The 14,316-nt window shown below is 69.4% G+C and carries 12 protein-coding genes; 9 read left to right on the top strand and 3 right to left on the bottom strand.

Annotation, left to right across the window (positions count from 1 at the left end):
- The first annotated feature begins 63 nt into the window (after window positions 1-63).
- Entirely contained in the window at window positions 64-1,596 is a 1,533-nt protein-coding gene (locus tag LDL21_RS10500) for a carboxylesterase/lipase family protein (protein ID WP_225279829.1), read from the top strand.
- Entirely contained in the window at window positions 1,593-5,024 is a 3,432-nt protein-coding gene (gene car / locus LDL21_RS10505) for a carboxylic acid reductase (protein WP_225279830.1), read from the top strand. Before LDL21_RS10500 ends, car begins: the two co-directional genes overlap by 4 nt.
- Here car and LDL21_RS10510 read toward each other — a convergent pair.
- On the bottom strand, window positions 4,985-5,959 hold the full coding sequence (locus tag LDL21_RS10510) for an oxygenase MpaB family protein (RefSeq protein WP_225279831.1): 975 nt from the start codon (window positions 5,957-5,959) through the stop codon (window positions 4,985-4,987). The two genes, car and LDL21_RS10510, sit on opposite strands and share 40 nt — an antisense overlap.
- Before the next feature lie 119 nt (window positions 5,960-6,078).
- On the opposite strand from LDL21_RS10510, the gene LDL21_RS10515 reads away from it, so the two are divergent.
- Entirely contained in the window at window positions 6,079-6,720 is a 642-nt protein-coding gene (locus LDL21_RS10515) for a TetR family transcriptional regulator (RefSeq protein ID WP_225279832.1), read from the top strand.
- On the opposite strand, the gene LDL21_RS10520 is transcribed toward LDL21_RS10515, so the two are convergent.
- Window positions 6,717-7,268, bottom strand: coding sequence for a TetR family transcriptional regulator (locus tag LDL21_RS10520; RefSeq protein WP_225279833.1), 552 nt, complete (start codon window positions 7,266-7,268; stop codon window positions 6,717-6,719). The genes LDL21_RS10515 and LDL21_RS10520 overlap by 4 nt on opposite strands.
- A 93-nt stretch (window positions 7,269-7,361) precedes the next feature.
- Between LDL21_RS10520 and LDL21_RS10525 the strand changes: the two genes are divergently transcribed.
- The 3 genes from LDL21_RS10525 to LDL21_RS10535 are packed head-to-tail and all read left to right on the top strand — an operon-like array spanning window position 7,362 to window position 9,602.
- A complete protein-coding gene (locus LDL21_RS10525; RefSeq protein ID WP_067489764.1) occupies window positions 7,362-7,829 on the top strand; it encodes a DUF4334 domain-containing protein in 468 nt (155 codons plus the stop codon).
- The gene (locus LDL21_RS10530) at window positions 7,829-8,917 is read left to right on the top strand and encodes an NAD(P)-dependent alcohol dehydrogenase (RefSeq protein WP_225279834.1); all 1,089 of its coding nucleotides are present in this window, start codon (window positions 7,829-7,831) and stop codon (window positions 8,915-8,917) included. Before LDL21_RS10525 ends, LDL21_RS10530 begins: the two co-directional genes overlap by 1 nt.
- Window positions 8,918-8,948: 31 nt before the next feature.
- Window positions 8,949-9,602 (top strand): TetR/AcrR family transcriptional regulator, encoded by a 654-nt coding sequence (locus tag LDL21_RS10535; protein WP_225279835.1) that lies wholly within the window; start codon window positions 8,949-8,951, stop codon window positions 9,600-9,602.
- Here the strand turns inward: LDL21_RS10535 and LDL21_RS10540 are convergent.
- Window positions 9,591-10,256, bottom strand: a complete 666-nt coding sequence (locus LDL21_RS10540) for a TetR/AcrR family transcriptional regulator (protein WP_067489773.1) — start codon at window positions 10,254-10,256, stop codon at window positions 9,591-9,593. The genes LDL21_RS10535 and LDL21_RS10540 overlap by 12 nt on opposite strands.
- A gap of 152 nt (window positions 10,257-10,408) precedes the next feature.
- Between LDL21_RS10540 and LDL21_RS10545 the strand changes: the two genes are divergently transcribed.
- The 3 genes from LDL21_RS10545 to LDL21_RS10555 are packed head-to-tail and all read left to right on the top strand — an operon-like array spanning window position 10,409 to window position 14,309.
- Window positions 10,409-11,203 (top strand): alpha/beta fold hydrolase, encoded by a 795-nt coding sequence (locus LDL21_RS10545; protein WP_225279836.1) that lies wholly within the window; start codon window positions 10,409-10,411, stop codon window positions 11,201-11,203.
- Entirely contained in the window at window positions 11,200-12,648 is a 1,449-nt protein-coding gene (locus LDL21_RS10550) for a flavin-containing monooxygenase (protein ID WP_225279837.1), read from the top strand. The genes LDL21_RS10545 and LDL21_RS10550 overlap by 4 nt, the downstream gene beginning before the upstream one ends.
- Window positions 12,645-14,309 (top strand): GMC oxidoreductase, encoded by a 1,665-nt coding sequence (locus LDL21_RS10555; RefSeq protein WP_225279838.1) that lies wholly within the window; start codon window positions 12,645-12,647, stop codon window positions 14,307-14,309. The genes LDL21_RS10550 and LDL21_RS10555 overlap by 4 nt, the downstream gene beginning before the upstream one ends.
- Window positions 14,310-14,316: the final 7 nt, after the last annotated feature.

Consider the following 14,316-nt stretch of genomic DNA (forward strand, 5'->3'; position numbering starts at 1 on the left):
ATCCGGTAACCCGTCCTACCGAACCACCCACGCGGTACCGGCGGTACCACGTACTGTGAAGGGATGATGCCCATCGAGATCGTGACCGCCGACGGAGTCGTGCGCGGTCGAGCGGGCCGCAGCGTCGTGCGCTGGCGCGCCCTACCGTACGCGGCCCCTCCTGTCGGCGACCTGCGCCTGCGCGCACCCCAGCCGGTGCGTCCCTGGACCGGCGTGCGCGCGGCCGACCGCTTCCGTTTCGCGGCGACCCAGCACCCCAGCGGGGCCCGCATCGGCCCGCGCACCTGGCAACCGGTGGGCGAGGACTGTCTCACCCTGAACGTCACCGCCCCGGCGGCATCGTCGGACACGCCGCGTCCGGTGATGGTGTTCATCCACGGCGGCGGATATGTCATCGGCACCTCGAGCATGTACTCCGGCGCCCGCCTCGCGGTCCGTGGCGACGTGATCGTGGTATCGGTGAACTACCGGCTCGGTGGTCTCGGCTATGTCGACTTCAGCGAATTCTCCACGCCGGAGCGCCCTTTCGACGCGAACCTCGGACTTCGCGACCAGGTGGCCGCGCTGGAATGGGTGCAGCGCAATATCGCCGCCTTCGGTGGCGACCCCGCCAATGTGACCATCTTCGGTGAATCGGCGGGTGCGCACGCCGTGGTGAGCCTGATGGCCACCCCCGCCGCGCGCGGCCTGTTCCACCGCGCCATCGCCCAGAGCGCCCCCGCCGACTGGACGATGACCCGCCAGGACGCGCACCGTTTCGCCCGACGCTGCCTCGAACGACTGGGTGCCGACCCGGCCGACGCCGTCGCCGCCCTCACCACCACCTCGGCGAGCGCGCTGTGCCGGGCCACCGATCGTGCCCTGGGTCGGGCCATGCGCGGGGAACCCGGCAGCTTCGCCTACGCCCCGGTCGCCGACGGCGAGTTCCTGCCCGAGGCGCCGCTGGACGCGATCGTCGCGGGCCGCGCCCACCGGGTGCCGCTGATCGTCGGAACCAACCGCGACGAGGCGACCCTGTTCCAGCGTTTCGTGAAAGCGGTACCGCACACCGAGGACCAGCTGGCCACAACCTTCGCCCGCTGCGAAGCCGGTGCCCTCGAACGTGTCGCCGCCTGCTACCCCGGCTACCCGAGCCCGGCGACCGCCGTCCGCATCGGCGGGGACTTCATGTTCCTGCGCCCCACCCTCGAGGTCCTCGAAGGACACAGCCCCCACGCACCCACCTACGCCTACCGTTTCGACTTCGCCCCGCGCGCACTGCGATTGGCCGGTTTCGGCGCCACCCACGCCCTCGACCTGATCCCCGTCTTCGGCTGGGTGAACACCCCGGTCGGGCGCATGATGACCGCGGCAGGCGGGTACCGGGCGTTCCTCGCCGTCCAGCGCGCCATGCAGGACAACTGGCTCAGCTTCGCCCGCACCGGCAGCCCCCTGCCCGCCTGGCCCGCCTACACCGCCGACCACCGTGCCACCCAGATCTTCGACCACCCCACCCGCGTCCTCATCGATCCCGACCCGGCCATCCGCCGCGCGTGGCAAGGCGTGCGCATCGCCGCCCCGACCGACGGGCAGACCAGGACGGAGAACGCCGGATGACCCTCGACCAGGACACCGGTGCGCGGCGCCTCACCGCACTGCTCACCGAGGACCCGCAGGTCAGGGCCGCGCGCCCCTCCGACGAGGTGCACGCCACCGTCACCACACCCGGATTGCCGCTCGGTGAGATCGTCGAGGCGGCGATGACCGGGTACGCCGACCGGCCCGCGCTCGGGTTCCGGCGCACCGAACTCGTGCCCGACGCCTGCGGGGGAGCGGTGCGGCGGATCGTCCCCGACTTCGAGACGATCACCTATCGCACCCTCTGGGACCGGGCGCGGGCGGTGGCGGCGGCGTGGTACGCCGACGGGGTGCGAGCCGGGGACTTCGTGGCGATGCTCGGATTCACCGGGGTCGACTACACGGTGCTCGACCTGGCCGTGATCCACCTCGGAGCGGTTGCCGTGCCACTGCAGTCGGGGGCGAGCTCGACCCAGCTGCGTTCGATTCTCGACGAGACCACACCGAAGGTCCTCGCGGTCGACATCGCGTATCTCGGGACAGCTGTCGAGGTGGTCTCCCCGGGTGCCGCCTCGCCGACACTCGTGGTGTTCGACTTCTTCGCCGACGACCACCGGCATCGCGAGCTACTCGACGAAGCGCGCCACGACTTCCCCGGAATACGCACTCTCGCGGACACTGTCGAACAAGGGCTGGCCGCCGCGCCTGCCCCCCGCGTGGAACCCGACGACGACGCGCTGGCTCTGCTGATCTACACCTCCGGCAGCACCGGAACACCCAAGGGCGCGATGTACACCCGCCGCCTCGTCGCCGCGGGGTGGCAGCCGGTGCGCCCGTACGCGGTCATCAACCTGAACTTCCTGCCGATGAGCCACATCGCGGCCAGGCTCACCCTCAACGCTGCCCTCGCCCGGGGTGGCACCGCCTATTTCACCGCGGCACCGGATACTTCGACACTGTTCGACGACATCGCCCTGGTGCGGCCCACCGAGATCTTCCTCGTCCCGCGCGTGTGCGAGATGATCCAGCAGCACTACCGCCGCACCCGCGAACACCACCCCGAACTCACCGACGACCAGGTGAAAACGTCACTGCGCGAACAACAGCTGGGTGGTCGCCTGCTGACGGTGTCGTGTGGCAGCGCCCCCATCGCACCGGAACTGCGCGCGTTCGTCGAATCGGTGCTCGAGCTGCGTCTGCACGACGGCTACGGGTCGACCGAGACCGGTGGTGGCGTCATCTTCGACACCCGGGTCATGCGTCCGCCGGTGCTGGACTACAAGCTCGTCGACGTCCCCGAACTCGGCTACTTCGGCACCGACAAGCCGTACCCGCGTGGCGAACTGCTGCTCAAGACCACGACCATGATCGCCGGTTACTACCGGCGCCCCGAGGTCACCGCCGAGGTGTTCGACGCCGACGGTTTCTGCCGCACCGGCGACATCGTCGCCGAACTCGGCCCGGACCGGCTGACCTATGTGGACCGGCGCAACAACGTCATCAAGCTGTCGCAGGGTGAGTTCGTGACGGTCTCGCGTCTGGAAGCGGTGTTCGCCGGCGAGGATCCGATCCATCAGATCTATGTCTACGGCAGCAGTGACCGCGCGTTCCTGCTCGCCGTCGTCGTCCCCGCCCGCCCGCTGCCCGCCGAACAGGCCAAGGCCGCGATCAGCGACGCACTGCACCGGGCCGCAGTGCGGGCACAGCTGGAACCGTACGAGATTCCGCGCGCCTTCCTCGTCGAACCCGAACCGTTCACCGTCGACAACGGACTGCTCTCCGGGGTGGGAAAGCTGTTGCGCCCCAAGCTGAAACAGCGCTACGGGCAGCGCCTGGAACAGCTCTACGACGAGCTGGCCGGACGCCAAGACGACGAACTGCGCCGGTTACGTGCCGACGCCCCCGGCCTCGCCGTGTCCGAGGTCGTCACACGGGCAGCGGGCGCGATACTCGGCTGCGATCCCGCCGACCTGCGCGCCGACACCCGATTCTCCGACCTGGGCGGTGATTCGCTTGCGGCGCTGTCGTATTCGACACTGCTGCGCGAACTCCTCGACGTCGACCTCCCCGTCAACGTCCTACTCGGCCCCGACAGCACTCTGGCCGCCCTCACCGGCTACATCACCGCGGGCTCAGCGACCCTCGACGCCGAGGCGATCCACGGTCGCGGCGCCACCGAGATCCGGGCAGCGGATCTGACCCTGGACAAATTCCTCGACACCGGCACCATCGCCGCCGCCCCCGACCTGCCGAGGGCCGCGACGCCCGCGCGGACCGTGCTGCTCACCGGCGCCAACGGCTACCTCGGCCGATTCCTGCTACTGGAACTGCTCGAACGCGTGGCCCCGCTCGGTGGCACCGTGATCTGCGTGGTGCGCGGCGCCGACGCCGACTCGGCGCGCGCCCGACTCGGCGCGGCCTACGACAGCGACCCCACCCTCACCGAACACTTCCGGGCGCTGGCCGACCGCGCCCTCGAGGTACTGCCCGGTGACATCGGTGCACCGGAACTCTGTCTGCCCCAACAGGTATGGCAGCGGCTGGCCCGCGACGTGGACCTGATCGTGCATTCGGCGGCGCTGGTCAACCACATGCTGCCCTACCACCAGCTGTTCGGACCCAATGTGGTCGGCACCGCCGAGATCATCCGGTTGGCCGCGACCACCACCCGCAAGCCGGTCGGCTACCTGTCGACGGTGGCCGTCGCCGCCCAGATCACCGACTTCGCCGAAGACGGTGACGTGCGGACGATGAGCCCTGTGCGCCGCCTCGACACCGGCTACGCCAACGGCTACGGCAACAGCAAATGGGCCGGTGAGGTGCTGCTGCGCGAAGCCGCCGACCGGTTCGGGCTGGCTGTCGCGGTGTTCCGGTCGGACATGATCCTGGCCCACCGCCGCTACCGTGGTCAGCTCAACGTGCCCGACGTGTTCACCCGATTGCTGCTCAGTGTGCTCGTCACCGGCCTGGCACCGAAGTCGTTCTACCGCACCGATTCCGAGGGGCGGCGCCGTCGTGCGCACTACGACGGGCTGCCCGCCGACTTCGTCGCCGCCGCCGTCACCGCTCTGGCCCCGACAGCCGGATACCGCACCTACGATGTCGTGAACCCCCACGACGACGGCATCTGCCTCGACGACTTCGTCGACTGGCTGATCGAGGCCGGGCATCACATCGACCGTATCGACGACTACGACGAATGGTTCGACCGCTTCAGCACCGCCCTGCGCGCCCTGCCCGAACCGCGACGTAAACACACCCTGCTGCCGTTGCTGCACGCCTACCGGCATCCGGCCCGCCCGCTGGCCGGCTCGGCGCTGCCCGCCGACGGCTTCCGCGCCGCCGTGCGGGCTGCCGAGATCGCCGGAGTCCCGGACATTCCGCAGCTGGGACGCGACCTGATCGGCAAGTATGTGCGCGACCTGGTTCAGCTCGGACTGCTCGACACCGGCTCGGTCTCGGCGTAGCCGACGGGCCGCAACGCCGGGTCGGGGGCGAACGAGGTGAGCCCGACCCGGCGGTACTTGCCGACCAGCCGTTCGTAGCGGCGGCGGTTGCGAGCCATCGGTGAATCGGTGACGGTGGCGGGCAGCCGGTCGAACGCGGTCCGCAGCAGCGCGGTGAGCATCCGGAACTCGGTGTCGTGGCGGGCTGTCCAGGTGATCGGCATGCGGGCCCGCACCTTCGGGTGCATGATGCCGCACCCGAGCAGCATCACCACATGGCTCAGCACCGGCGAACCCACCCGCCACAGTGGACCGGTGAGCGCGGGCAGGAAGTCCGGGCGCGGTGCGTGGCGCACCGACGCGGTGGCCGCTTCGAGGGCCGGGGTCACCCGCAGTTCCTCGGCGGCCATCCGTTCGTAGTGGGCGACCAGCTCGCGGTAGTCCTCGATCGGGGCGTTGCGGCCGCGCAGGTGCAGTCCGGTTGTCTTGCGCCGGTAGTGATCCCAGAGGGCCTGGTTCTGCGCGGCCGTCGGCTCGGTGCCGGTCAACGCGATATAGGCGCCGCGCTGAACGAAGAACGTCGAGTACAGAATCCAGTTCCAGGCCTGCGGTTCGAATGCCGAATAACGTTGCCCGTCGGGGGCGACGCCCTTGACCGCACGGTGCAGCAGCATCAGGCGCTCGGCCTCGGCGGCCGCGTCGGCCTCGGTGCCGTGGTAGATGAGCTGGTCGGCGGCGGCGGTGCGCACCGCACGCGCCCACGGCTGATACCTGGACCGTCCCGTCGCCTCGAGCGCCGCCGACACCGGTGGCAGCATCGGCTGGTCGAACAGCCCGACGGCGAACAGCCCGAACAGCACCGAACCGCCCACCCGCTCGAATCTCTCGACAGCGGCCGAAACATCGTGCGGCACACCGTCGGTGGACACGGACTGATGAGACACGGGACAGGTCATCGGTGAACTCCTTTGTTCCGGCGCCGCGACCGCATGGGCCCGGTCGGCACCCCTCCGCAATTCTGGTGCCATGCGACACCAGAAACTCGTGTGGTGTCAGCGTGCACCACAATGGGGTCATGGTCAAGAGCGAGGACACCGCGACGTCCCCCCGCGCCTACGGGGGAGTGACGGCCGACGAACGCCGCGCCCGCCGGCGCGCGGCCCTGCTCGACGCCGCCCTCGACCTGCTCGCCGCCGAGGGTGCGCCCGCCGTCACCAAGCGCGCGGTCTGCGCACGAGCCAAGCTCAACGACCGCTACTTCTACGAACAGTTCGCCGATCGTGACGCCGTGCTCACCACCCTCGTCGAAGAGCTCACCGCCGAGGGCATCGCCGCCGTCGTCGCGGCCACCCACGCGGCCGAACCCGACATCCACAGCCAGGTCCATGCCGCCGCCGATGCCGCGCTCGGCTTCCTGCTCGACGACCCACGCCGCCACGCGCTGCTGCTCAACGCCCACAGCACCGAAGCTCTACAGCGGGCCCGGCTCGCCACCCAGCACGCCATCGCCCGGGCCATGGCCGCGGTCAGCCGCGAGCTGCACCCGTCACCGATTTCGACGCCGCTGGACACCGACATGGCCGCCTACACGGTGGTCAGCGGAACGCTCGAACTCGTCGCGGCCTGGTTACGCGGGGAATTCGACACCACCCGAGCTCATCTCACCGACCTGATCGCCCGTCAATTGCTGCAGGTCGAAACCGTCCCCGGCGTCTAGGGGGCCACCATGCGCGCGGCCGCCAGCACGGTCGCCGCGCGCTGGGTCGCCACGTGCTCACCACCGGCTTGGGCGGCATGGACGGCGGTGGTGCGGGCCAGGTCGGTGAGCATGCGCAGCAGCAGCGCCGCCGGGATATCGGAGGTCACGAGCCCCTCGCGCTGCCCGCGCCGCAGCTCGGCCAGCTTGCTCGCAACCATCTCGCGCAACGCGCGCGCCACCTCCTCCTCGGCCGGTTCCAGATCCGCCCAGGCCTGCAAGCGGGCATCGTCGGGATTGGCGAGGAAATGGTCGAAGAGGCGTCCGACGTACCCGGGCAGATCCTCGGCGCGCATGGCGGTGCGGGCGGAGGCTTCGCTGGCCCAGCGTTCGGTGACGGCGGCGTAGAGCTCCTTCTTGCCGGGGAAATAGGCGTAGAGGCGGTCCTTGCTGGCATGTGCGGCCTCGGCGATCCGGTTGATCCGCGCGCCCGCGATGCCGAATTCGGCGAATTCCGCCTTGGCCGCGGCGAGAATTCGCTCCCTGGTTGCCTCACCTGCCGCTCGCATGCGCTGGATGTTACCCCTTGCCGAACCATCTGGTTCGGAACTATGGTCAATCCCGAACCACCTGGTTCGGGTAACGGCGAGACGAGGACACCCATGGCCGAACAGCCACGCTGGCAACAACTCCGGGCACAGAACGAAGGTGTGTCCACCGCCGAACTCGACGAGATCTGGACGCGGCTACGCCCGGCGCGCGCCGAGGACATCCTCGGGCAGTGGCGCGGCGACGCCTTCCAGACCGGTCACCGGCTGTGCAAAGCGCTGCCCGCCAGCCGCTGGTACGGCAAGACCTTCCTGGCCCTCGACGACGCCAAACCGCTGATCTGCCGCGCCGAGGACGGCACCCTGTTCTCCAATGTCGAGATGGGGCAGGGCGAGGCGACGCTGTGGAACATCGAGTTCCGCGGTGAGGTCACCGCCACGATGGTCTACGACGGTCGCCCGGTGTTCGACCACTTCAAATGGCTCGACGACAACACCCTGATGGGCATCATGAACGGCCGCCCCGAACTGGTCCTCGCGGGCGGGCAGTACTTCTACTTCCTGCTGGAACGGGACAGCTGATGCGCACCACGGCCGTGCTCTCGCGCGATCCGTCGGCGGACTTCTCCGTCGAGACGGTCGAGATCGACGAGCCGCGCGCCGGGGAGATCCTGGTCCGGATGGCCGCCACCGGCATCTGCCACACCGACCTGGCCACCCGGCGCGCCGGTGCGGCCGACCGGCCGATCCTGCTCGGGCACGAAGGTGCCGGGGTCGTCGAGGCCGTCGGGCCGGGAGTGCGCGCCGTCCGGCCCGGAGACCACGTCGTGCTCACCTTCCGCCACTGCGGCGACTGCGCCAACTGTGGCGCGGGCCGACCCGCCTACTGCCTGCACGCGACCACGCTGAACAACTTCGGTCGCCGCGCGCACGACACCCCTCGGGTGCTGGTCGACGGGTCACCGGTGATGTCCGGGTTCTTCGGCCAATCCAGTCTGGCCGGCTACGCGCTGAGCAGCGAGGACAACACCGTGGTCGTCGACCCCGCCGTCGACCCGGCCCTGGCCGCGCCGTTCGGGTGTGGATTCCAGACCGGAGCGGGCGCGGTCCTCAACGTGCTTCGCCCCGAACCCGGCGCCCGCCTCGTCGTCTACGGTGCGGGCGCGGTCGGCATGGCCGCCCTGCTCGCCGCGCGCACGGTGCCCGACGTCGAGGTGGTCGTCGTCGAAACATCCTCCTCGCGCAGGGAACTCGCCCTCGAGCTCGGTGCGCGCGCCGCCGTCGACCCCGCGGGGGAAGCGACGGCGGCGCGGGTGCGTGAGCTCACCGGCGGCGGCGCGACCCACGCCGTGGACACCACGGGAATACCGGCCGTGCTCGGCGACGCGGTCGCCGCCCTCGGTATCGGCGCCACCGTGGTCGCCGTCGGTCTCGGCCGCGGTGCCCCACCCATCGATGTCGGCGATATCGTCTTGCAGGGCAAGGCGATTCGCGGCTGCCTCGAAGGCGACAGCGTCGCCGCCACCTTCATTCCCCACCTGCTGGACCTGCACGCGCAGGGCCGGTTCCCGGTCGATCGACTCGTCAGCCGCTACCCCGCTTCCGACATCGCCGCCGCTCTGCACGATCAGCGCACCGGTAAGGTCATCAAGCCGGTGCTGACATGGTGAACGGCCCGACCCGCGAGACCGAGGACAACGCATGACGATTCTCCACAGCGAAGACCTCGCGACCGAACCCGCAGCGAGTGTGGACGCCGCCCGTGCCCAACGGCGCCAGGTGGTGCTCGCCGCCGCCCGTGACGTGTTCGTCGCCTACGGTTACCACGGCACGAGCATGGAGGACATCGGCAGCCGCGCGGGCATGAGCAAACCGGTCCTCTACACCCATTACGCGAGCAAACTCGACCTCTACCTGGCGGTCCTGCAGCGCTACCTCGACCGCATGGTCGAGGGTGTGCGCAACGCACTGGCAGGCACCAAGGGCGAACAGAAGGTGCGCCGCGCGGTCGGCGCCTACTTCGATTTCGTCGACGAGGACGCGGGCGGGCACACGCTGGTCTTCGAATCACCGGTGCCGAGCGAACCGTGCGTGCAGTGGCGGGTGCGCGACGCCATGAACACCTGCGCGGTCCTGGTCAGCGCCGAGCTGCGCGCCGCGGGCATGGACGACGTGCGCGCTTTCGCCTGCGCGTTCAGCCTCGTAGGCGCCAGCCACTCCACGGCACGGCACTGGCTCGACGCGGGCCGCCCGATCCCCAAGCACGAGGCCGTCGAGATGACCGTGACCCTGTGCTGGCACGGGTTGTCGTCGGTGGGTGTCGTCAACCGCGACACCAAGGGCTCAGCCCGCTGACGCGGTGAGCGGCAACGGGCTGCCGTCGAGCAGTTCGTCGCTGGGCAGCTGACCGACCAGCACCGCGAGTGCGCGTTTCCAGCGACGGACCACGGCTTCGCGTTCGCCGAGGGTGCCGGTGAGCATGGCCGTCATCGACAGCCCGGTGAGTAGGTCGATGGTGAACTCCACCAGCAGCTCGGCGCGAGGGTCGGCGGCATAGGGCTCGCCGAGTACCTCCAGGTAGAGCCTGCGCATCTCGGTGAACACCCGCTGTTCCTCGTGCACGAGCCGGTCGCGCAGTTCGGCGTCGGTGCGCGCGGCCACCCACAGGTCCAGGGCGGTGAAGAAGGCCGGGCTGTTCAGGTCGCGCCAGGCCAGGTCGACCACCGACTGCAGCCGGTCGCGGCCCGGCGGGAGCAGTTCGGCCTCGCGACGGAACTGCTCGAGCCGCTGGTCGACCACCTGGGTGGTGGCGGCGACGAGCAGCTCGGCGCGGGTGGGGAAGTGGTGCTGCACGGTGCCGCGCGCCAATCCGGCGCGTTCCTGCACGGCGCTCACCGTCGTTGCCGCGTAGCCGCTTTCGAGCAGGCACTCGGCGGTGCAGGCCAGAATGCGAGCCCGGGTCGAGGCGCGGCGTTGCGCCTGGGTGCGGCGGGGGCGTTGCTCGGTCACGCAAGAAATCGTACGCCCTGACGAATAGTTGCGCGATACTGTGAGCGCGGTCTCCGACACACCCGGCGATAACTCGCTATTGACGGGGGAGTCCCGGGCTGGTGAAATCAAGAAACCGTACGCAGTAACTGTTTCCTGCACGAAGGGCTGCGATGACGCAGATCTCCCACCACCGCCGCGGAACCGGCACACCGATCGTGCTGGTGCACGGTCTCGGCAGTCGATGGCAGGTATTCGCCCCGATCATCGACGCGCTGGCCGCCGAACACGAGGTGATCGCGCTCGACCTGCCCGGCTTCGGCGAGTCGCCGCTCGTTCCCGGCGTGGCACCGGGACCACGCGGCTACGCGACCTGGCTCACGCAGTGGCTGTCCGACAACCAGATCGAACGCCCCCACTTGGTGGGCAGTTCGATGGGCGGCGGTATCGCGCTGGAACTGGGTCGCACCGGAATCGCCTCGGCGGTCACCGCGTTCTCCCCGATCGGTTTCTACGACCGAGCCGGACTGCGATGGACCAAGACACTGCTCACCGGCATGCGCGGCGCCGCGCGGGCAGCGGGCCCGGTCCTGGCCCGATCGGTGGATCACCGGGCCGGACGGGTGCTGCTGCTCTCGGCCATGTTCGGCCGCCCGACGCTGGTCACCCCGACCGCCGCGCGGCTCGACCTGGCCGGACTCGCCGGAGCCGACGCGTTCACCGCCGCCCGCGACGACTTCGACAACTACGTGCTGTCACCGGACCAGGACTTCGGCGCACTCACCGACATCCCGGTGACGGTCGCCTGGGGTACCCGCGATGTGGTCCTCGTGCACCGCACCCAGAGCGCCCACGCCCGCACCGTGCTCCCGTTCGCCCGGCACATCGACCTGCCCGGCTGCGGGCACCTGCCGTTCAGCGACGCGCCGCGCGAATGCGCGCGTCTGATCCTCGAGAGGAACGCATGACACCGTCCATCGCGGTCATCGGCAGCGGTTTCGGCGGCCTGGCCGCCGTCATCGAACTGAAGAAGCGGGGCTTCGACGACATCGTCGTCTTCGAGAAAGCCGACGAGGTGGGCGGGGTCTGGCGCGACAACACCTATCCCGGTGCCGCCTGTGACGTGCCCTCGCCGTTCTACTCGTTCTCCTTCGCGCCCAATCCGCGCTGGCCGCACCGGTTCTCGCGCCAACCCGCGATCCTCGACTACATCCGCGGGCTCGTGGACACCTACGATGTGCGCCGCCACCTGCGCCTGGGCACCGAGGTGCTCGGCGCCGCCTACGACGACGCGACCGGCAAATGGACGGTGTCGCTGGCCGGCGGTGAAACGGTGATCGTCGACGTCGTGGTCTCCGCCGTCGGGCAGCTCTCGCGCCCGGCCCTGCCCGACATCCCGGGCCGCGAGACCTTCGCAGGCAGCAGTTTCCACTCCGCCCAGTGGAACCACGACGTTGACCTCACCGGGAAACGGGTCGCGGTGATCGGTACCGGTGCCAGCGCGATCCAATTCGTCCCCGAGATCCAGCCACGCGTGGGCAGTCTGACCGTCTTCCAGCGCACCGCGCCCTACATCATCCCGCGACCGGACCGCGAATTCGGGCGCCTGCACCACCGGATGTTCGAGAAGGTGCCCGCCACGGAGCTGGCCGAACGCGGCACCTGGTACGGCGTCGTCGAAGGGCTCAGCCTGGCCTGGGTCTACGCCCGGCCCCTGGCCCGCGCCATCCGAGCCTGGTCGAAGTGGCACATGCGCCGCCAGACCCGCGCGGTGCCGGGCTTGTTCGAGAAGGTGTGGCCCGGCTACGACGTCGGATGCAAGCGAATCCTGTTCTCCGACAGCTACCTTCCCGCGCTCACCGAGCCGAACGTGGAACTGTGCACCGAGACGATCAGCGAGATCACGCCCACCGGCGTCCGCACCGTCGACGGACGTGAGCACGCGGTGGACGTCATCATCTGGGGGACCGGGTTCAAGACCACCGAGTTCCTCGCACCTATGACGATCACCGGAGCGGGCGGCCGCACGCTCGGCCAGGAGTGGCAGGCGGGTGCGCGCGCCTACTACGGCGTCACCGTGCCCCGGTTCCCGAATCTGTTCATCATGTACGGGCCCAACACCAACACCGGTGGCGGCTCGATCATCTACTTCCTCGAGGCACAGGCGAAATACCTGGGCCGCTACGTCGCCCATCTCGCGGCGACCGGCCGGCCCCTCGCCGTGCGCCCCGAGGTGGAGAAGGCCTACGACGCTCGCATCCAGGAACTCCTGGCAGACAGTGTGTGGAGCCGGTGTTCGTCCTGGTACCGCCAGGCCGACGGCCGCATCACCACCAACTGGCCCCTGCTGGGAGTCCAATACCGCAAACAGGCGCGGTTCGATCCCGCCGATTACGAGGTGATGGTTCCATGACCAGCTACGACTACGACGTGATCGTCGTCGGCTCCGGATTCGGCGGCAGCGTGACCGCCCTGCGCCTGACCGAGAAGGGCTACCGGGTGGGTGTGCTCGAATCCGGGCGCCGCTGGAACGCCGAGGACTACCCGAAGACGAACTGGAATGTGCCCAAAGCGATCTGGGCACCACGCCTGGGGCTGACCGGCCCACAGCGCATCAGTGCGCTCGGCAAGTGCCTGGTGTTCAGCGGTTCCGGTGTCGGCGGTGGGTCGCTCATCTACGGCAACACCCTCTACGAGCCGCTGCCCGAGTTCTACCGCGACCGCGCCTGGTCCCACATCACCGACTGGAAATCCGAACTCGCCCCCTACTACGACCAGGCCAAACGGATGCTCGGCGTGGTCGAGAACCCGAAACTGGGCCCCAAGGACGACGTGCTGCTGCAGGTCGCCACCGATCTCGGGGTGGCCGAGACCTTCCACCGCACCCACGTGGGCGTGTTCTTCAACGAAGGCGCCGAAGGGGTCGAGGTCGAGGACCCCTACTTCGGTGGTGCCGGACCGCGCCGCGCGGGCTGCATCCACTGCTCGGAATGCTTCACCGGCTGCAAACACAACGCCAAGAACACCACCACCCTGAACTACCTGCACCTGGCCGAAAGCCAGGGCGCGCAGGTGCATCCGCTGACGACGGTCACCTCGGTGACCCCCGACGGCACCGGCGGATACCGGGTGGAGACCGTGCGCTCCAACGGCCTGCTGCGCAAGGACCGCCGCACCTTCACCGCCGAACAGGTGGTGTTCGCGGCCGCCGCGCTCGGCACCCAGAAGCTGCTGCACACCCTGCGCCGCAATGGTGCCCTGCCCGAATTGTCTTCGCGGCTCGGTGAACTGACGCGCAGCAATTCCGAGGCGATCATCGGCGTCACCAGCAAGACCCGGCGCGACTTCGCCCAGGGTGTGGCCATCACGTCCTCGATCCACCCCGAACCTCAGACCCACGTCGAGGTCTGCACCTACGGCAAGGGGCAGAACGCGCTGTTCGTGCAGACTGTGCCGATGGTCGACGGCGGGGCATTCCGGTTCCTGCGATTGCTGCTGACCATGCTGCTGCATCCGGTGCAGTTCCTGCGCTCACAGAACGCGCGCGGTGCCTCGGAGCGGTCGGTGATCCTGCTGGTGATGCAATCGCTGGACAACTCGCTCACCTCGTATCTGAAGGGGCGACGGCTGGTCACCAAACAGGGTGCGGGAGAACCCAATCCGGAATGGATACCGCTCGCCCATGACATCGCCCGCCGTTACGCCGGCAAATCCGATGCCATCACGGGCAATATCGCCACCGACATCTTCAATATCCCCGCCACCGCCCACTACATCGGCGGCTGCACCATCGGCGATTCCCGCGACACCGGGGTCATCGACCCCTATCAGCGGGTGTACGGGTACCCGGGGCTGCACATCGCCGACGGCAGCGCCATCACCGCCAACCTCGGCGTGAACCCGTCACTGACCATCACCGCCCAGGCCGAACGCGCCATGGCGTTCTGGCCCAACAAGGGTGAGCCCGATCCACGCCCCGAGCTCGGGACCGCCTACCGGCGCATCGCCCCCGTCGCGCCGAGCCGTCCCGCCGTACCGGCGGATGCGCCCGGCGCCCTTCGCCTGCCCGTCTGAGAGGAAC

The organism is Nocardia rosealba (assembly GCF_020216065.1).
Lineage (GTDB): Bacteria > Actinomycetota > Actinomycetes > Mycobacteriales > Mycobacteriaceae > Nocardia > Nocardia rosealba.